16 protein-coding genes are annotated in these 21,016 nt (G+C 29.6%); 4 read left to right on the forward strand and 12 right to left on the reverse strand.

Annotated features, from left to right (window positions below; all coding sequences use genetic code 11):
• Positions 1-195 precede the first annotated feature (195 nt).
• Complete coding sequence (locus GCL60_RS03990) at positions 196-1,479, forward strand: MFS transporter (protein WP_153418576.1); 1,284 nt, start codon at positions 196-198, stop codon at positions 1,477-1,479.
• Here the strand turns inward: GCL60_RS03990 and GCL60_RS03995 are convergent.
• The 3 genes from GCL60_RS03995 to GCL60_RS04005 form a co-directional block, all read right to left on the reverse strand.
• Positions 1,367-2,455, reverse strand: a complete 1,089-nt coding sequence (locus tag GCL60_RS03995) for an aminopeptidase (RefSeq protein WP_161998065.1) — start codon at positions 2,453-2,455, stop codon at positions 1,367-1,369. The two genes, GCL60_RS03990 and GCL60_RS03995, sit on opposite strands and share 113 nt — an antisense overlap.
• Before the next feature lie 35 nt (positions 2,456-2,490).
• Positions 2,491-4,353 (reverse strand): hypothetical protein, encoded by a 1,863-nt coding sequence (locus GCL60_RS04000; RefSeq protein WP_153418578.1) that lies wholly within the window; start codon positions 4,351-4,353, stop codon positions 2,491-2,493.
• 109 nt (positions 4,354-4,462) lie between these two features.
• Positions 4,463-6,061, reverse strand: a complete 1,599-nt coding sequence (locus GCL60_RS04005; protein WP_153418579.1) for an APC family permease — start codon at positions 6,059-6,061, stop codon at positions 4,463-4,465.
• A 511-nt stretch (positions 6,062-6,572) separates the two neighbouring features.
• On the opposite strand from GCL60_RS04005, the gene GCL60_RS04010 reads away from it, so the two are divergent.
• The gene (locus GCL60_RS04010) at positions 6,573-8,615 is read left to right on the forward strand and encodes an ankyrin repeat domain-containing protein (protein ID WP_153418580.1); all 2,043 of its coding nucleotides are present in this window, start codon (positions 6,573-6,575) and stop codon (positions 8,613-8,615) included.
• Between the two features lies 1 nt (position 8,616).
• Here GCL60_RS04010 and GCL60_RS04015 read toward each other — a convergent pair whose 3' ends face one another.
• Together GCL60_RS04015 and GCL60_RS04020 are read right to left on the reverse strand one after the other, a co-directional pair.
• Positions 8,617-9,465: a hypothetical protein gene (locus GCL60_RS04015; protein WP_161998066.1), complete on the reverse strand. Its 849-nt coding sequence runs from the start codon at positions 9,463-9,465 to the stop codon at positions 8,617-8,619.
• A gap of 243 nt (positions 9,466-9,708) precedes the next feature.
• Positions 9,709-11,301, reverse strand: coding sequence for an FMN-binding glutamate synthase family protein (locus GCL60_RS04020; RefSeq protein ID WP_153418582.1), 1,593 nt, complete (start codon positions 11,299-11,301; stop codon positions 9,709-9,711).
• 234 nt (positions 11,302-11,535) lie between these two features.
• Here GCL60_RS04020 and GCL60_RS04025 point away from each other — a divergent pair, with 234 nt between their 5' ends.
• On the forward strand, positions 11,536-12,420 hold the full coding sequence (locus GCL60_RS04025; RefSeq protein ID WP_153418583.1) for an ABC transporter ATP-binding protein: 885 nt from the start codon (positions 11,536-11,538) through the stop codon (positions 12,418-12,420).
• Positions 12,421-12,423: 3 nt separating this feature from the next.
• Positions 12,424-13,134 (forward strand): hypothetical protein, encoded by a 711-nt coding sequence (locus GCL60_RS04030; RefSeq protein WP_153418584.1) that lies wholly within the window; start codon positions 12,424-12,426, stop codon positions 13,132-13,134.
• 2 nt (positions 13,135-13,136) lie between these two features.
• On the opposite strand, the gene GCL60_RS04035 is transcribed toward GCL60_RS04030, so the two are convergent.
• The 7 genes from GCL60_RS04035 to GCL60_RS04065 all read right to left on the reverse strand — a co-directional run bounded on the left by GCL60_RS04035 (position 13,137) and on the right by GCL60_RS04065 (position 20,957).
• Positions 13,137-13,724, reverse strand: a complete 588-nt coding sequence (locus GCL60_RS04035; protein ID WP_153418585.1) for a superoxide dismutase — start codon at positions 13,722-13,724, stop codon at positions 13,137-13,139.
• Between the two features lie 110 nt (positions 13,725-13,834).
• Positions 13,835-15,391 (reverse strand): DHA2 family efflux MFS transporter permease subunit, encoded by a 1,557-nt coding sequence (locus GCL60_RS04040; RefSeq protein ID WP_153418586.1) that lies wholly within the window; start codon positions 15,389-15,391, stop codon positions 13,835-13,837.
• Between the two features lie 16 nt (positions 15,392-15,407).
• On the reverse strand, positions 15,408-16,595 hold the full coding sequence (locus GCL60_RS04045; RefSeq protein WP_153418587.1) for an HlyD family secretion protein: 1,188 nt from the start codon (positions 16,593-16,595) through the stop codon (positions 15,408-15,410).
• 25 nt (positions 16,596-16,620) lie between these two features.
• The gene (locus GCL60_RS04050; protein ID WP_153418588.1) at positions 16,621-17,703 is read right to left on the reverse strand and encodes a hypothetical protein; all 1,083 of its coding nucleotides are present in this window, start codon (positions 17,701-17,703) and stop codon (positions 16,621-16,623) included.
• Positions 17,704-17,858: 155 nt separating this feature from the next.
• Complete coding sequence (locus GCL60_RS04055) at positions 17,859-19,358, reverse strand: aldehyde dehydrogenase family protein (RefSeq protein ID WP_153418589.1); 1,500 nt, start codon at positions 19,356-19,358, stop codon at positions 17,859-17,861.
• Positions 19,359-19,389: 31 nt separating this feature from the next.
• Positions 19,390-20,355 (reverse strand): A/G-specific adenine glycosylase, encoded by a 966-nt coding sequence (locus tag GCL60_RS04060; RefSeq protein ID WP_161998067.1) that lies wholly within the window; start codon positions 20,353-20,355, stop codon positions 19,390-19,392.
• A gap of 149 nt (positions 20,356-20,504) precedes the next feature.
• Positions 20,505-20,957, reverse strand: a complete 453-nt coding sequence (locus GCL60_RS04065; RefSeq protein WP_153418591.1) for a hypothetical protein — start codon at positions 20,955-20,957, stop codon at positions 20,505-20,507.
• Positions 20,958-21,016: the final 59 nt, after the last annotated feature.

Here is a 21,016-nt window from a genome sequence, read left to right on the forward strand (position 1 = left end):
TGAAATTTATCTTTAATGGCACAAGCTTACTCCCTACAAGCCCTGGACCGTCCTAGCCCTAAATGACTTGTCCTGATATTCTTGGGGCAAGCTTAATCATATTTTAAATTTAAAATTTAAATTTTTATTTAATTCAATTGTATATATGTATTTCATATAAATATTGAATGAATAAGTCATAATAGGTGCAGTGTCATGTTATCGGCAATGGAAAAACTCAAAAATCTGAAATTTGTTACTGTTTTTGCTGTAGCTTTTTCTATGTTTGTAGATGCTATGAGCTATGGAGTTATTGTTCCTTTACTCCCTATCTATTCAGATAAAATTTTAAATTTAAGTAACAGTTTGATCAGTTTTTTTGTGGCAACATACGCAATTGGTCTTTTAGTATTTGTCCCTTTTGTTAACTTAATTTCGAAAAAAATTGGAAATAAGCATGCGCTAGTATTAGGTGGTTTCTTATTAATACTATCATCTCTCATATTTCCAATTGCAAATAGCTTTGAAGTTTTGTTATTTGCTCGTTTTTTACAAGGGGCTTCTGCAGCAATAACTTGGACATGTGGTCTGAGTTTAGTCGCTCAAAGTGTTCACCCTCAACACCGCTCTACCGCATTAGCTACAGCTATGGTTGGGGTATCTGTAGGCCACTTAATCGGCGCTCCTGTCGCAGGATTTTTATATGAACTGGGAGGTTTAAATTTCCCATTTTGGGGTGTTGCTCTCTTTAGTTTAATTAGTTCTTCTTTAATTTTAAGTATGGAAAAGAATAACGAGCTTTTCTTAGAAAAAGGAAAGTATAAAAACTTTGATTTTGTTAAATTATCAATGAAAAATAAAACATTAATTGGATTATCTGTTATTGTGTTATTAGAATCGTTTATGCTTTCTTATTTAGAACCAAGTTTATCTCTAATTGCATCTCGTAATTTTAATGCAAATAGTGAAACAATTGGGCTTTTATTTGGTACCCAGGTTCTTGCTTTGGCAATATTTTCACCTATTGCTGCTAAACTAGCAGATAAATTTGGTAAAATTCAAATTATTCCTTTTGGAATTTTCTTTAGTGGTATTATATTTATATCCATGTCTTATACTCAAAACTTAAGCACATATTTTATTTTAATGGGCATTTTAGGTGTCGCATGTGCCTTTTCAATAAGCCCAGTTCTTTCTGCATTTGCAGATGAAATAGACAAAACAGAAATGAAAGGTTTATACCATATTGCTTATGGCTTTTTGAATTTTATCTATTCGTTGGGAATGATTTTAGGACCAAGCTTTGGCTTTTTTATGAATGACATTTTTTCTGATCAAACTACATACTTATTAATTGGATTTATTTTAATAACAGCGGCACCTTTGTTTACTTTATTTGTTCTTTGGAAATCAAACAGCCTTCCACCTTTTGCCACAAATCAGCCTCATCTTGTGGCGACTTCGAAAGACAAACCTCAAGATTTTTCAACATTTGTTTGAGGTTTCCTCCTGCATTTTGAAGCGCCTTTTCAAGAGGTTCTTGTTTGGCTTCATAGATAGAATATCCTAAAATAACCGCGTTATTAATTTTTCCTTTTTGAAAAGAGTATTCATAGGATGTTCCAATATCAACACCATTCATAAAGGTTTTATAATCTTTTGATATTTGATTAAACTTTATCTCTCTTTCAGATAGAAAAATAGATTCATTCTTAAACTCATCATTATTTTGAGCAATATTATAAAAATTGTTTAATTCTTCTCTTACTTTTAATAAATATTCTTGAAACTTTTTTTGAGCTTCTCTATGTTTTTTATATTCTTCAATATATTTATTTGAATCTTGATTTAATTCAGGGTGTAACTTTAAAAATTGTGTTGTTGCTCTTTTAGCTATAAAATCTGCTAAATTTTCATTAAAAGAATAATAATTAGGAACATAAATTGTCCTATGAACAGACTCATGAATTAATGTCTCAATAAACTCTGTAATAGAATATTGATCCAACATAGAAGAATATAATGGATCAGGAAAATATCCCAATAAAGAAAAAGCAGAAACACCCCCAGTTACGGTATCATAACCTTCACTTATAAGTAATTCTCTTTGTTTTAAAGCCTTATCTTTATCAAAAAATCCTAAATAAGGCTGTTTTCCTACAATAGGAAACCACCATGTTTTTAATTTTAAAGAGCGCTTATCTGATGCTTGAACAATCCAAGAAACATAGGGAGAGTCTAAGGAAATATATTTTTGATAGCTTTTGCCAGGAGTCAAACCAATTTCGGATTTAGCGTATTCGAGAACGGGTTTAACTAATTTTAATTTGTCAATTCTATCTTTTGTTTCTTTATTTTCTTGTATAACAGTCTCAATAGGCTTTTGTTTTAAAAATAAACTGACTTGACCATAACCTTGCTCAAAAGAATAACAACCTGAAAAAAGAAGCGCACTAAAAAAAACAAATATCTTCAATTTTAACCTCTTTATATTTTTATAAAATTTAAATTTTATAAATAACTTGCAATTTGATTTTGTAATTCTTGTTGAATTAATTTTTCAGGATATCTAACCACTCTAATGACATCAGACTTCTCTATTTTATCCTGACCAATTTGAATATCTAACAAGCTTTCTTTATCTGAAATAGATTTAACTTTTAATATTCCTATTGGTTTATCAGGAGGAGAAAAAGGATATTTTTGGATAAAGGCAACAAATAAATCACCTTCATTTACCCCATAGTTTTTTCCTAAATTAATAGTAATATCATTTTTATTTTTTTTAATGACACCACCTTCAATAGGAAGACTAGAAATGAGACTAGCATACATTTTAGCAGCAACCTTTTCAGCATCATCTGAATTAAATAAAATAGAACGGTCCATTATTAATTTACCAAATTTATCATAGACTTTTCCAAATAAAGTAAAATCTTTACCACCTTCATTTTCGTCAAAATAAATTTGAATTAATAAATCTAAGTCTGCTGCAAAAGATGAATTTTTCCAACCATTACGAGCCATTTCAATTGAAGAAAGCCCTATTGAGTTAGACATTTTTACAATATCTTCCGAAATTAAACCGCGCATATAAGACTCATTCATAAACCTTGAAAAAAATTCACGACGTACTCTTCTCCACAATTGATTTGTTTGAATGTCACCTATGATAGGCGGTTCAATCAATCCAACAGATGGTTTATAAGGCAAAAGAGAAGAAACATAAAGCGTTGGAATTTGATTTAAAAAACTATGAAGCTCTAGACACTTTTTTAACATTTTAGAATCAATCAATTCAGGAATTGCATTTTTTTGATTTAATGACAAAATAACCTTCTCATCAATTGCTTTATTTGTAGTAACAAATCCTGTCATACCAGACACGTCTACCCTTAAAGAATTCGCCTTTAATTCTGTTTTATCTATTCCTCTTCCTATTCCATATGCATAATGTTGTAGAATAAAATCGGTACTTTTTCCTTCTTGTAAATCTATTCTTAAATTCAATTTTCCACTACCCGATGTAAATGGTTTTAATACCGTAAGAAAATTTGCTTTTTTTAAGATAAAAATATCTGGTCTTCTTTGATTTGATATGGAAAAGGTAATTAAGCCTTTATCGTCTGTTGTTCCTATATAAGAAAGATCTTGCGAAGCATTTCTACCTAAAAAGACATGAACATTGTCTTGAGGTTTTCCTCCAAAATAAACTTCTAATGTAACAGAGTCATCAAAAAGAATTGCTTTTTTTTCGGTTATGGTACTCAATTGAGAGGTAGAATTATTTTTACTAATTAAATTTTCTATAATATTCGTTTTTTCAACATGAATTTTATTAGTTAAAGAAAACTGATTTAAACTCGGTTCATTATTTTTTTCAGGTAACAAAGGCATTTCAATTTGAGAAATGGATAAATTTTGGCTAATAGGGTCTTCTGGATAATCCATAAAGATTTCTGGTTCTTTTTTAGATTCCAATAAGTTTTTTTGCAGTTCGGTTTTTTTTATGAGTCCCAAATTCAACTCTTTTATTTTTACATGAATAGAAAGATCTTGATCTTGCCATAATTTAGGAGTCTCTATAAATACGATTTCTGGTAAATAAAGTTTATCTATATTATTATTTTGAACTACTATTTTAATTTTTTTTAATTTTGAATAATCCATATTCCATTTTTGGTTTCCATTTTTATTTGAATATTGTTGCGAAAGTAGTTTATCCAGTTTGTCTAAATTGTTTATGGAATAAATAGATATCAAACTTTTTTCAACAGGATTTCCATTATTTTCAACAAAAACAGTCAAAGTTCCTTTTTGAAAATAGCTACATCCTGTTATAAATATAAAAATTAAAAACAAAAAATTAGGCATCTTAAACTCTTAAGAAAAGGTTTACACTCTATCTTATTATTTTATTTAAGATTCTAATTTTTATAATAACATTTTTTGGCTTAAGGTGAAAAATATTCCACCTATAAAATTAAGCAACCTGCTGGTCTTGGTGTTTTTTTCGCTCATTTTTTAAATCATCTAATGTCTTTGAAATAAGAGCTTTAGATGTTTCACGATTGAGTTTGAATTTCGATGCTAAAACCACAGAAATAGAGCAAATAATAGCAATAATTAAAAAATCATAACCATTTTGAATATGACCATTGCCTCCATCATAAGAGCCATTATAAGAGACAATTCCTAGAGCGATCATATAAAACATTAGCCAAGTAAAGCCTTTTGCATCAAGAGAAATGCCTGTATTATTAAACTTTTTTAATACAAGTAAAGCAACAAATCCTATTCCTATAATTATGCTTAATTTCCACATTATATTCCAGCCACTCCAAAAAAGAAGCATACTGCTAATATAAAATGCAGACATTGAAACTAATTTATAATTAAATACCTTAAATGGTCTTGGTAAATCGGGAAAATCGGAGCGCATAACGTATAAAGTTACAGGAATAACGGCATTACACAAACAGATAGCGGCAGCGTAAAATGCAGCCATTTCTTGCCAGTTATCTAAAAATAAAAATATCAATAAAGAAACAACAAAACTTACCATTAACCCTAAAACAGGAACATGATTTTTTGAAAGTTTTTGGAAAAATTTAGGCATATGTCCGCTTTTGCTCATGCTGTAAGAAGCTCTTGCAGATGAAGCCATAAATACAATTCCGCTTCCAAAAGGAGAAATTAAAGCATCGGAATATAATATGATACCAAACCAAGCAAGTCCAATCACAGTCGCTAGACCAGCAAAGGGGCCCGCTTCACCTGGAAAGGTAAGTTTATCCCACCCCTGTGCTAACACCTCAGGTGGAAGAGCTAAAATGAAGGCAACTTGAAGTAAACAGTATATCACCATACAAATTAACATGGAACCAATGATTGCGATTGGTATGCTTTTTTGAGGATTTTTTGTTTCACCAGCTAAGGCAACTCCAGGTTGAAAACCATTATAGGCTAAAATAATTCCACCTACAGATAAAGATGCAAAAATGCCATGCATTCCATTTGGGGCAAAACCATGGGTGGTTAGATTACCGATATGTGTAGATTTATAAAAAAATAAAACAATAAGTAGGCATGGAATAAGAAGTTTCCAAATGGTAATGTAGAAACTTGTTTTAGACATAAATTTTGCGCTTGTTATATTTATTAACAAAAGAATGGCGGTTAGAAAAACAGCCATAACATGTCCTGAAGTTGTTAATTTCTCTTTATCCATAAGTTGAGGCATAAAAGTAGCGGCATATTGAATTACGGCAAGAACTTCAATGGGTACGATAACAATAAAAGCTAACCAAGAGATCCAACCTAACATAAAGGAAACAGATGTTCCGTGTGTAAATAAAGGAAAAATACTCATCCCTCCAGACACAGGAAACATTGTTGATAACTCTGAAAAACAAAGAGCAATAATAATAATGGCGGCTGCACCAATCAACCATGCTAAAATCGCAGCGGGGCCCGCCATTTTAGAAGCATACAAAGATCCAAAAAGCCAACCAGAACCAATTGTCGCGCTTACAGAGGCAAAGAGGATGCCCGAAGTCGATATGCCACGTTTTAATTCCATTAAATTTCCTCTCCCAAAAAATAGTTGAAAAACAATTATACAGCAAGTATTGAAATTTGAAAATTAAAGTTTTAACTTTTATAGACAATAATAAAAATCAAAAAAATACCAGCTAGTTAGAAATGTTAATGAAACAATTATAGTAAAAACGATATAAAAATAACAAATAAGAATGAATCTTCAAAGAGAAATCATCCCCATTCTTGACTTCCATAAAAAAAAATCATAAAAATCTTTAATCTAATTTAGTACTAAGTCTAATTAAAAAATTTTATTTTATATTTGAAATGATTCCATTAATTTTTTTTTAGTTTCATAAAAAAAATATACAATTAATTAAAATATTTCTTTAATTTTTTTATAAATTAATAATTTGAATAATTATTACAATTTATAATATTATTTATTTTTTTATATTTTGACAATTATAATTTTTTATTTAGAATAATTTCTAATAATGAAATGTTTAATTTATTTCATTATTAAAAATTATCTTTTTTAGGAAAATTTTATGTCTATTTCTAAATTTCCAAGCAAAATAATAAAAGAAGACTTATCAGCCATATTTTACTATCTATCTAAAAAAAATTTAAATATAAATTCCGATATATTTAAAGATAAAATTTTTATCGAACACTCAGAAATAGAATTAAATGAAGATATCAATAAATTTTGTAAATTCATTGGAAAAACAAAAACAAGCAAGGATGATTTACTCCTTTGTTTTGGTGAATATTTTGATAGCTTAAATAGAAAATTAGAAGATAATTTAAATTTAAAAACTGTTCAAAATATAAGAAAACAAGATGCTTATAATGATTTAAAAGATTTATTTGAAACCGAAAAAGGTAGTCAAGAATTGCTAAGTGAAATAAATAATGACGCCGAAAACATTAGAAATTTCATAAAGAATGAAAAAGAAAAGTCCAAATATTCCCAAAATTTAGAAATGTCAATATTTATTTTTATTATAATAAACTCCGAATATATAATAAGATCAATAAATAATAAAAACTTAATTTTTACAAATGAAAAAAAAGAAATAATCTCTTCAGATTTTCATGAATTAATTATAAATTTATATAATAAAACATTTGAGCTCTATACTAGAGAAATTAATAGAATTGAAAAAATAACTAAAATAATGAATGCTATTGAAAAATCATTCATAGAATATACCAACTTAAAAGGCATAGAAAAAGCAATTAAAAAATTTGGAAATTTTATTGAATTGAATCAAAAAGCAAAACAAGGCTATCAATTTAAAGAAAATAGAAACTTATCTTTTTTTATTTTTTATCATCAAGATTTTCTATATAAAATAATAAATGTTGAATTATTTGAGCATTTATCTAACTTAAAATGTTATTCCTTATTTAAAAATTCTTCTAATTCAGAATCTATATTAATAAACAATTTAAATTCATTAACTTATGATAAAATTTTAATTAAAAAAAGATATGATAATAACAACAAAACTAATAAACTTCTAATAAATTATCAAGATGGTACTAAAGTATGTAATATAAAACATAATATAAATTCAAAATTTTTTAGTAAAACAATTCCCTCAATAACAGATGGAGATATTTGTCTTAAAGAAATACAAACGAATCATAGTTTATTAAATGTAAAAGTCGATTTAAAAAATATTCCTTTTGATAATATAATAAAAACATTTTGTCATGTACTATCAAAATATTCAATAACTTTAATGGAAGAAAAAAAGCCTGAATTTATACCCGAAAAAATAAAAAAACCAATTATAAAAACAGATGTCACAAAATTATATGATAAAAAATTAATGGAAATGGCTTTTAAAGGAACAACAACATTAGAATTTAACAATAATAATATTGTAATTTCTCTTGAGAAACTTTTAAATAATTTATGTGATGTTAATGAAACTGATAAAAATGGTTGCACAGCATTAATTTTAGCTTCAAAAAATTTACGATCGGAATTTATAAAAACCTTTCTTGTTTTAGTTTCTAATAATTATAGATGTGCAAATTTTGAACCCAATATTCAGGATAAAAATGGATGCACAGCATTACATTCCGCTTTATATACCATACTTTATAGATCAAAAAATGCTCCAAAAAGAAACAAATTATACACAGAAAAAAGTAATCAATTTTTTTCTAATGAATTCTTAAAAAAACTTAATCCTAATAAAAATTCAGAAAATATAAATCATGGCTTTTTAACAATAAAAAGATTACTAAAGTATTGCACCATAAATCCAAATATATCTGATAATAAAAACAATACTGCTTTACATATTGCAGTTGAAATAGGTGATAAAGAAATCATTGAAATATTATTAAAAATGAGGACCGACATCGATACAAATAAAACAAATCAAAATGGAAAAAAAGCTATTGAAATCACAAAAAATCAAGATATCATTAAAATAATTAATCATTATAATGAAAAAAAATATGCTGTTACTTCAATTAATCATATATTAAATACAAATAAAATATTTAAAAATCCTCCCAGTTTTAAACAAAGCTTACAAATTATCAATCAAACCTTTAAAAAAATATAGTTTATTTTATTTTACCAAATAGCTCCATAGATTTTCGATTTAATTCATTTAATCTTTCGTCTATTGACTTATACATATTTGGTCTTTTCACTTTTCTTTTCCCTAATTCTCTTGATCGAAATCCTAAAGTCAATACTTCAAATGAAACACTATTAATTGAGTAAATAAATTTCATTATACTCAAATAAAAACAATTAAATTTTCGAATTAATTCATTTTTATTCATTGCACTAAACTCGTACAATCCTTCATTTGGATCAAAAAAAATAATTGTAGTTGTTGAATTTTTTATTTCGAAAATAATAGATAATTTATGACCTGACTCATTATTTTTTTTTGAAATAAATGAAAAATCATTAAACAAAATAGACACCATAAAGCACAATGAAACATTTTTAGTTTTATTATTAACTTTATCAAATATTTCAATCATTAAATCAAATGATTTTTGCGCATTATTCATGTGAAAAACGGTTCCATTATATTTCCAATTTAATTCATTATATTCTAAATAATTTCTTAAAACATTGTAAGAACATATTTCGTTTTCTTTATTTTTTTCTTCTTGATTTAAAGAAAATAAGTTTCTATTATCAATAAATTTTTTAGAATCAAAAACTCTATTTGCACGTATATCGCATATATAATTTTGAATGTGCATCCAAAAATAAACTTCATGAATGGTCTCTTTTGATTTTAATTCATCTTCAAAATATTTATAAAATTGAGATAAGCTTATATTATTGCTTTCATATTGTTTTATGAAAAATAATACATAACCGTAACAGCCACCATTCACTACAATTTTAGAATTAAAATTTGATTTTTCGAAACTTACTAATTTAGACATATTTTGGCTAAAACTAAATTTTCTATTACAAAAATAAGATTTTATATAATCTTTAATATACATAATACCATACTCAATTATCTAAATTTATTGTTAGAACTTATTTAAGCTAAAAATATATTTTTAATTAAAAAAATATTAATTCTTTTATAAATTATATTAACAGTTGTCAATAAATTAAATATATTTATTCATTAAATATTGAAATATTCTTTTTTATAAAATTGTTAAATAAATTAAACATTATATAAATAATGGTCTAAAAGTCTCTGCACTTGCAAGTTTTACCGCCGTCTCAAAGGAGGCTGGAATATCATTTGATAATAGTGAACCTTCTGGAATATATTCAAATATTTCTGCATAGCTTTTTGATTCTGTTTCACTCACCCTTCTCATGACATGCCAAGGACGTAATTCATGAGTCCCTTCTAGACCCATAGCATCAATAATTTCAACCATACTTTTGATTGTTTCATGATGAAAATGAGTAACTCTTTTCCTTTTTTCTTTAATTACTAATCCATTCATGAGTTCAGGATCTTGAGTTGCAATTCCCGTTGGGCAATCGTTTGCATTACATTTTAGGGCTTGGATGCATCCGAGAGCCAGCATCATACCACGAGCTGAGTAAACAAGATCGGCACCTAATGCAATTAATTTTATCATTTCAAATCCGGTTGTTACTTTACCAGAAGACATAATTCGAATCTTTTTTCTTAAACCAAATCCTACAAGACAATTATGAACAAAAATTAAAGCATCAATTCCAGGAGTCCCCACTGAATTTGTAAATTCTAAGGGAGCAGCACCGGTTCCCCCTTCTGCTCCATCAATTGATATATAGTCAGGCATCATATTTGTTAATTTCATGGCCTTGCATAAAGCGACAAACTCCCATTTATTTCCTAAACAAAGTTTTAACCCAACGGGCTTTCCACCAGATAATTTTCTTAATTTAGCTATGAAATACATCATTTCTGTTGGTGTTGAAAAAGCGGTATGTGCAGGTGGGGATAAAACGTCTTTACCTAAAGGAACACCTCTAATTTCAGCAATTTCTGGTGTTACTTTTCTTGCTGGAAGAATACCGCCGTGTCCTGGCTTTGCGCCTTGAGATAATTTGATTTCAATCATTTTTACTTGAGGGGTATGAGCTGCTTTTTTTACAAATTCAAGCTCATTAAAAGAACCATCTTTATTTCTACAACCAAAATAACCAGTCCCTATTTGCCAAATAATATCGCCCCCATTTGCTAAATGATGTGGAGTTAACCCGCCTTCACCTGTATTATGAGCAAATCCACCATCTTTAGCCCCACCATTTAATGCCATAATGGCATTTTTACTTAGAGAACCATAACTCATAGCGGATATATTTAACAAATTGGCACTATATGGCTGCAAACAATCTGAATTCCCAATCAATACTCTTAAATTATTTGGACTCATTTGGGTGGGTCTTAAAGAGTGATTAACCCACTCATATCCTACTTGGTAAACATTTTTTCTAGTACCAAATGGGACGGAATCGCGAACTCCCTTTGCTCTTTGGTATACAACTGTTCTTTGCTCTCTATTAAAAGGAACACCGTCTGTATCAGATTCTATAAAATATTGCTGAATTTCAGGACGTATCACTTCAAACATATATCTAAAGTGTGCTATTACTGGAAAATTTCTTTTTAATGTTTGTGTTGTCTGCAACATATCTCTAATTCCAATGATAATTAAAGGAATAATAAGAATTAAAGAAAATAAAAAATAGGGAAACACAAAAATTGAGATAATATTTAGCAGAATTAAAATAGAAGAAGTAATAACAAATATTTTTCTCATTTTTTCCTCTAAAAACGGAAGAAGCTAAATTCAAAATTCCTAATAATAGATTAAGATCAAAACATATTAACAACAAAATATGCCGACCTATCCAAGTGACAAAAAAATGGAGAAGTTTTCATATTCTTCAAATTTATATGACAATTTAATAAGTTAGCTTTAATCTAGCCCCCACTACCGCTTGCACCAATCATGAAAAAGCAATACATCTCCAAAGGGAATGGGGAGTAGTTTATGGCACAAATTTTAAAGTTTAATAAAGTATTTAAAAACTATGGCAATACCAGTGTCATTCGTGATCTAAATTTCAGTATTTCAAGAGGAGAAATCATCGCTCTTTTAGGAGTTAATGGAGCTGGAAAAACAACGACAATAAAAATGATGCTTGGTCAGGAAATCCCAACTTCTGGAACAATTGAATTATTTGATAAAAATCCCCAAGATCCAGAAGCACGCATCTCCGTAGGCATGACACCACAAAATATAGAGTTTCCTGAAGGAATTTTAGCACTTGAGATTTTACAATTTATTCATGCTCATTATCCAAATCCATTTTCTGTTTTGGAAATGATCCAAAAATTTGAACTGACCTCTTTTTTAAAGACAAAAGCATCGAAGTTATCTGGTGGACAAAAACGAAGACTAGCCCTTGCTTTGGCATTTATTGGTAATCCTTCTATTGTATTTTTAGATGAACCGACAACAGGCCTTGATGTTGAATCTCGTAAAACTCTTTTAAATATAATTAGAGATTATTCTAAACAGGGAAAAACTATTTTTTTAACAACACATTACTTAGAAGAAATTGAGCAAATTGCTACACGTATTATTTTTCTTCAAAACGGACAAATTAAAGCAGATGGGTCTGTAAATGAAATTAAAAATTTAGCAAATTCATCTGAAACAAATGTAACTTTTTACTCTCAATTCCCTATTTCTCTAGATCATTTTAAATTTATTGAATCCATTGAACATGAAAATAACTATTTTATCATAAAAACAACCAACCCCGATGCTCTCATATATGAACTTGTAGAGAATAAAGTACCATTTAGAAATTTACAAATAACAAGGGAAAATCTAGAGTCTGCTTTTATTCATTTGTCTAAAGGAAATTAAATTGTGAAACTAGGCTTTTTTTATTTTAAATTGTTATTTTTAAGCACAATAAGAAATATTCCCGCACTTTTTTTTACTCTAATTTTCCCTCCGCTGATGCTATTATTATTTGCTCACCAATGGGAAGGAAAAAATGCATTAGGTGCCGTCATTATATTTTTTAATTATTCGGTTCAAACAGTGGCCCTTATGTTATTAGGAATGGGAGTTACTCAAGAAAAAAACTCGGATTGGGCAAAGTATTTAAGAACTCTACCAGTAGGCGTAAAACCTATGATTATGGGAAGAATTTTTCATACTATTGTTCTTTCCTTTATAAATTTAGTTACCTTAAGTATTGTTGCTTTATTTATTTTAAAATTAGCTATTCCAATTGGAAATCTTTTTTACTTTGGATTTATTGCTTTAGCAGGAAGCATTCCTATGGCTTTATTAGGCATGACAATTGGCTATGCTGCAAATCCGGAATCCTCTAGAAGTATATTTACTTTATTAAATTTATTATTATTATTTGGTTCATTTGCACTTCCAAGCGTAGGATTTTTTGGAATATTAAGAGAATTTGTCCCAACATACCAATGGTCACAAATTTCTTTTTCACATATTAATAGTGAAATAAGCCCTACTACTCCTCTTATTTGGTTAGGAGGATATTCCATTTTATTTATTTTATTATTTAAAAAGGTATATAGTAGGTCACTAAAAAAGACGTAAAGTTACTTTACTAATTGAGCAACTCTTGAATTCACAACAGACCAATTGATATTTTTAAAGAATACATCAATATAAGCACCACGGTTTGCTTTATAATCTAAGAAAAAAGCGTGTTCCCATGTATCCATAACTAAAACAGGAACATGATTTAATGGAAAACCAATGTGATGTTCCATAACTTGAACATTTTTCAATTTTCCTGAAGTTGTTTCAATACAAGTAACTACCCAACCAGGAACTGCTAAACCTGTTGCCTTTACATCCGCTTTCCAATTATCGACACTTCCAAAAGCAGCTTTTGCTAAAGCTTCAAATTGCGAAGAAGGAGCTTCAGTAGCAATTAAATTATCAAAATACATTTCATGTAAATAGGTTCCGTTATAAGGAACGCAGTGACGACGTTTTAATTCGGAATATTCACCAAAACTATAATTTGTTAAGGATTTATCTGTTTTTTCTAACTTTTCTTCAATTTCATTTAATTTTTTGACATAACCTTCATATAAACCAAAATGTGCTTCTAATTGAGGATCACTAATACCATCTAATTTTCCTAGAAGGTGCTTAAAACTACGAATTTCTTTTGCCATTTTTTTCTCCTTAAAAAGATATCAAACACATTCCTATTTAATCATCAAAATAGTTGAACTGCAAACAAATTACTAAATTTAAACCCTTTGTTTATTTAAGAGACATTTATCTAGTGAAATCCTTCAGAAGAAATTACTCTTTTCTTAGGATTTTGAATTAATATCAATATAATAATTGATAAAAGAAATACAAGAGCAAGAGTTAAAAACCCTTTATTAAAGGACTCTATTGTTGCTTGAAGTGAAACTCTATTTTGAAGCATTTGTTCTGCTGCTTTATAAGTATTATCCACTTTTCCATAAATCATATGTTCCATCATTTTCAATTGGTAATTTAATTGAAAGGAACCTTCTATAACATGAGTATTTAAAATATTATTATACTCTTTAATATGATTTACCAGTTTTGTACTCATCCAAGCGAGTCCAATAGATCCACCAAGTTCACGAGTTAAATTAAATAATCCAATTGCATTTCCTATTCCTTTTGGTTCAACAAATGAAATTGCGGTTACCGATAAAGGAACAAATAAAAAAGATAATCCAATAGACCGAGCAAATAAAACAAAAACAAGATCAAATTGAGACGAAAAATGATTTAAGTGCGAATTATACCATAAACTAATAAATACTAAAATGATACCAACTCCAATGAGTAATCTTTTATCTATAATATTAACAATTTTTCCTATCAATGGCATAATCAGTAGTTGAATAAAACAACCTTTTAAAAATAAGATTCCAATATCTAATGGAGTATAATTCATTACAGTGCCACAATATAAAGAAAATAAAAAGGAACCCCCAAATAAAGTGGTACCTAATATAAAATTAATAGATGTGCATAAAATATAATTTCGATTTTTAAAAACACGAAAATCGATCATGGGTTCCTTGGATTCTAATTGCTGAAAAACAATTGTCACAAGACATGCTAAACTTAAAATACTAAATAAAACAATAATGGGACTCTCAAACCAATCATTGCGATTGCCTTCTTCTAAAACATATTGAAGAGATGCTAATCCTACTGCCAATAAAAGAAATCCATATTTATCTAATTTTTGTTTAGAAGGAAAAAAGTTTTCCTCTTTTAAATTTTTTAATAAAATAATTAAAGCAACAATACCAACTGGAATATTTATTAAAAAAATCATATGCCAGCTAGATATATCAATTAAATATCCGCCTAAAGAAGGACCAAGTAATGGCCCCGTAATAGCTCCTAATCCAATAAATGCTTGAGCCATACCCTGCTCTTCTTTTGGATATCGAGATATTAAAATAGTACTTGCTGTTGGAATAATAGCTCCCCCTCCCATTCCTTGTAATATTCGAAAAACTACGAGGGAAGTTAAATTCCAAGAAAATGCGCATAAAAGACTTGCTAAAGTAAATATAATTAATGAATAAATAAAATAATTTTTAACACCAAATTTTCTTTGAAACCAACCTGTCATTGGGATAACCACAATATTTGCCATCATATATCCTGTGGAAACCCAAGCTATTTGATCTAATTGCACAGAAAAACTAGAGCGAATATCATTTAAAGCTACATTTACAATGCTAATGTCAAGAACAGCCATTAAGGAAGCCATCATGGCAGCAATTGTTATCCATAACTTTGATCCTGTAACTTTAGCTTCAGTTATGCTTTGTGTCATGCCAGCGCGTCCTATTTTATTTTGTAATGACAGTAACTTCTGTACTCATGCCAGGTCTAAGAACTAAATCTTTAGGACGATTTTGAAAATCAATTTCAACAGGAAATCGTTGTGTAACTTTAATAAAGTTACCAGACGCATTATCGGGAGGAAGTAAAGCAAACGTTGAGCCCGATGCTCCAGACAAACTCCTTACAATTCCCTGAAATGATTTTCCTGGATAGGAATCCACTTTTATTTTAACATTTTGACCAGGTTTCATTTTTTGTAATTGATCTTCTTTAAAATTTGCAACAAGCCATGTGTCATCTAAAGAAACAATGGAAAATAAGGGAGTAGAAGACTCAACTAACTGCCCTAATTCCGCCATTTTATTTGATGTCACTCCCGCAAAAGGCGCTTTGACTTGGGTATAACTCAATTGAAGTTTAGCTTTATCTAATTCTGCTTCAGCCTTTTTCATTTTAGCCAATGCTAATGCCACAGCAGATTCATAAGCCTTCACCTGTTTTGATAAAGATTGAGCTGAAAGCAATTGACCTTTTGCTTGTTGCAAACTTCCCGAGGATTGTTTTCGCGATGCTTCCATGCTTCCCAATTGTGCTTGGGCCGACTCGCGCGCCGCTTTTGCTTGTGCATATTGGTTTTGCTGATTGTCTAAATCAAATTGAGTAACAGCACCTTGTTTTTTTAAATTTAAATAACGTTCCAAATTTTTCTTTGCTAATTCTTCAGCGCTCATTGCCGAATTTAAATTGGCACGAGCCTGTTTAATTGCTTCATAACTTGCCATAACACTTGAAGATGCCTGCGTTAATCCACCTTCTGCTTGTGTTACAGTTGCACTAAAATTTTTATCCATTTGTTCATGCTGAGCTTGTGCTTGTTCATAAGATGCTTTGGCTGCTTCATATTCAGCTTCAGCGGATTCAAGATCAGCTAGTTCTTTGGCACTATCCAGTTCAACTAAAATATCGCCTAACTTAACAGATTGGTTATTTTCAACAAAAATTTTAGCGATTTGACCAGATATTCTTGGCGATACCGTGACAATGTGACCTACAATTTGTGAATCATCGGTGTTTTCTTTCCCATGATTTATAAACCACACTAAAGTAACAGTAAATAAGCTTGAAATTAAAATACCAAAAAAAACTTTAGTCGAATTTGGACTCTTAAATATCCATTGCTTGATATTTTCCATTGCTATATTCCTTCAAAGTGGAGTTTCACTTATTAGGATTATTAGCCGAGTTTTTGGTTTTTGGAAATAGTGTTGGATCTATTTTTAAAATATCTCCAACAACAATAGGACGTTTTTCATCTTCATAACGAATAAAAGCAATAGAAGAGTCAATTTCACTATTTACTTCGGGTGAAAAACGAATAATGTGAAGTCGTGAATTTTCAGGTCCTATCAATCTGGTTCCAATTGCTAAATGAAATGCTCTTCCTTTATTTAAATAAACCCATCCACGATATCTTCGTATCACTTTAAACTCTTCTAGTTTTAGATCATGAATTTCATTTAGCACTTTGCTTACAATATTTTCAGATATCAAATCAGGACGAAAGAGTTGTGGCGTTTTTTCATTCAAAAGATCTTTATTTTTTTCAGCAAATATACCTGAGTTTATTTGAGCTTCATAAGTGATTTTTGGCCAATTTATTTTTTTTTGGGATAATTCCGATTTCATTTTTATAATTATGATTCTATGTGCTTTTCCTGGATATTCTACTTCAACTGGACTTTTTAAATCCCCTAAAAAATTACCTTTGCATACAATTCTGGAAAGATTCGTGATATTTAAAATACCCTTTTCTGATAATTTTTCACCTAAAAAAATATTTAAAATGTTACTCATTCTCTCTTCTGATCTAAAATCGTCAATAATATTTATTTTAATGGGAGAAGATTCCGGAAAATTTCTTTCTGCAATTTGAAATATTTGCGCATTTGAATTGGGCAAAGGATAAACTGTTTCTTTATCCGTTATATTCCATACAGCTCCTAATTGTAAACAATCTTTATATCTTACAAGAGATGCGGTTTGAATAAATTCTTTTTTCTGCGGTTTTCCAACGGGGAACAAAAAATAAGTTGGCAAATAGGCATCATAAGATTTATTCCAATTAAAAATTCTTGTACCGCGGTAACCTCCTTTTGTAATTAAACTCTGCTGTTGAGTTTTTGAAACACCAAGCTGGTTTAGTAAATTTTCTTGATAAGCAAGAGCTCTTGTCTTTACCTCAATTGGAATTTCGGGATTTTCTGTAATCATAAAAGTGGGAGGTAAAATAAGAAAAGCCAATTTATGCCCTCATCATATAATTTAATATTTATAAATAATTAAAATCTACGTTTGCTTATCGCCTTTTTTAAGATTGCAATTTAATTTTAAAAAAGAACGACAAAATGATAAAATTATTTTTATTTAATAATTAAGAATAATTGATGAATATTAAATTATTTTGTATTTTTTATATCGCTTTCCGACGCGGCAAATGGTGCCGATAAATTTAAAACTTGAGGATAAACGGTTGAAAGAAGAAAACGTACACCTGTAATATAACTATTTCCTGCTTTTCCTCTTCCAATACTAGGTAACAAAGGATTTAATTCAATTGTTGAGGTATTCCACAAAATAGAAGGAACACCAGAACGTTTCCTAATTTCATGAACTTCTTCTACAAATTGAGAATGAATCCCAAGACACCTTGTTGCTCCTAAATCTTCTAAGATAGAAATCATTTCATCTCGTTCATCTATTGGAATTAAACAGACATCGGGTCCAAAAAACGCATTTGAAGCGTATATGCTTTTTAATACTTTTTCTGGCTTCATATAATGAACACCTGGAGAAACAAAATAACCGTTTCCATTATTATCAATAGGCTTTCCCCACCTTAAAGTTTCATCCGACTCTCGTGCAGCAATTCCTTGAAATCTTAAAAAACGCTCCCAAGAATTCGAACTACAAAGTGGTTCCATTACGTGTTTATCGGAACGAGATAAATCTTCTCTTGCTCCAATTGGCATTACTTTTATAGCTGAAACAAATTTGTCCTGAAATTCAGCAAATATTTTTTTGTCTACAAAAGCAAGATTTGTTGATTCCAGCCGTTGCCCAGCATCAAGACAAGATCCATAAATAATTTTTGAAATGGCGCTATTTATATTTGCAGATTCTGTAACATATGCTGCATTTTTTCCACCACCACAAAGTACCAAACGCGCATTTTGTTGTGTTGAGGTATCACGACGAATTTGTTCTAAACTTTCCTCACCACCAGTATACAAAATAGTATCGAATTGATGGCTCAAAACTAGCCTTCGAAATACTTCAAAGTCTCCATATACAATTTGAACAACACCAGGAGGGAAGGATGCTTGGTGAAATCCACTTGCTAATAATGAACCAGATAAAAGACAGTGTGAAGAGGGGCGCATACACACCGCATTGCCTGCCGCAAGAGAAGGTAACACGCTACATAGCAAAGTATAAACAGGAAGAGCAATATTAGAAGAAACAAGAACTAACCCTAAGGGCGCGTATTGCCATTCCCAACCTTCTTCATCTCTTTTAACGGAAAGAGCTTGTTTGCAAAATTCAGGAATTGCGAAAAATAATTTTTCACACAATGCCCATTCTTCCTCAACCGCTACTCGAGAACGAGCAAGCTCAAGCATCATGTTACTTTTTATTTCTTCCGCATTTTCTTTTAAAAATCCTATTAATTTTTTTATGTATCCTAAACGTTCTTCTAATGAAGTAGAACGAAATTTTTTTTGAGCGGTTTTCATTCCTTGCAAAACAGGATCAACAAGTTCTTTACTCCAACTTGCCGTTGCTAAAATATCGGAAGGATTTGCAGGATTATATACAGAAAATAAACGTTCTGTCTTATTTGATGGATGAAAATTTCCATTAATATAAGGAGGTATGAGATTTAAATTTACAGTCATGAAAAATCTCCTCAATTCGCGTAAGTAACACTTATAGTGAGGATAGGATTTTTAATACCTTTAGGTCAAGGGAAGATGACAAATTCTGTTTTAAGTGTGAAATAGAAATCCATTGTTTTTTTTCAGGAAATGAAAATTTTTGAAATAATTTATTTATTTTTTCATCATCTTGAGAAGAATCAATTAAAATAGCATGACCCGTTATTTTGTGATGAGTAATACTATGCTTAAAATTACCATTCAGAATTTTTGCTTTCAAACCAAACTTTTTAATTTCAATTAATAAAGATTCTAAAGAATTTCCATCTTGTGATCTAATAATAGGAAATCCAGTCGTTTTATTTAAAAAACCTTTATTACGTTCAATTAAAGAAAAATCGTTATTCTTATTTTTTGAAATTAAAAGGGCAAATATCTCTTCAGATTGAGATTCTTTTCTTGGTTTTAAAGGAGGACATAATGAAATTGTATTATTTTGAAAAGAAAGACAATATTTTTGAACGGGACAAATAGAACAAATTGGATTTTGTTTTTTACAAACAGTAGATCCAAGATCCATCATCGCCTGATTAAAATCACCGGGATTTTCTTTTGATATTATATTATTAACGTAACAACTGATTTTATCTTGACCTTGCTTATCCCAAACACCAGATTGCATGTTTAATAGTCGGCTAACGACTCGAATTACGTTACCATCTACACACGCCACAGGTTCTTTAAAACAAATACTTGCAATAATTGATGCCGTATAAGGACCGCATCCTGGCACTTTTAACCATTCATTTTTATTTTGTGGAAAAATAGAATTACATTCTTCTAATATATATTTAGCACCATTTCTTAAATTACGAGCTCTTGCATAATATCCAAGACCTAACCATAATTTTCTAAGCTTTTCATCTGAACATTCTGCTAAAGATTTTAAATCTGGTAACTCATTAATAAATTCATTAAAACGAGGTAACACAACAGAAATAATAGTTTGCTGACTCATTACCTCACAAACCCATGTGTGATAAATGTTAATTTTATCACGCCAAGGAAAATGTCTTTTGTTAATATTGTACCAAGCTAATATATCTTTAGAGAATTGTTTCATATTGAAAAACAAACACAAAACAGCATTCGCTTATTTGTGGTTTGTTATACAGCTCCCTCTTCATGCATAACTTCGCTTGATGAAGATGACTTATCTGATGATGATTTTCTTGGACGACCACGTCTCATGGATTGTTTTAATTTATCTAGCTTGCTTGGACGACCGCGTTTTTTTGGAGTTTTAACAACAGCCTTCTTAGGACGACCGCGTTTCTTTGTAGATGTTTTTGAAGGACGACCACGTTTCTTTGTGGATGATTTTGCTGGACGACCGCGTTTTGCAGTTTTTTTCTTTGCAACAACTTTTTTAGTTGTTTTTTTTCTTACGGCTTTCTTTGCTGGCTTTCTGCCTGCTTTTTTCTTAACTGAAGTTTTTTTAACTGGTTTTTTTGCAGCAACTTTCTTTTTCTTAGTTGCAGTTTTTTTCACAACCTTTTTTGTTGCTTTTTTTGTTCCAGCTTTTTTTGCTCCAGCTTTCTTACGTTTTGTTTCAGCCATAAAACATTCTCCTTTCAATTTTAATTAGCAAACCGTTTTCACTTCCACGGTTCAGTCTT

It is taken from the genome of Silvanigrella paludirubra (assembly GCF_009208775.1).
GTDB lineage: Bacteria > Bdellovibrionota_B > Oligoflexia > Silvanigrellales > Silvanigrellaceae > Silvanigrella > Silvanigrella paludirubra.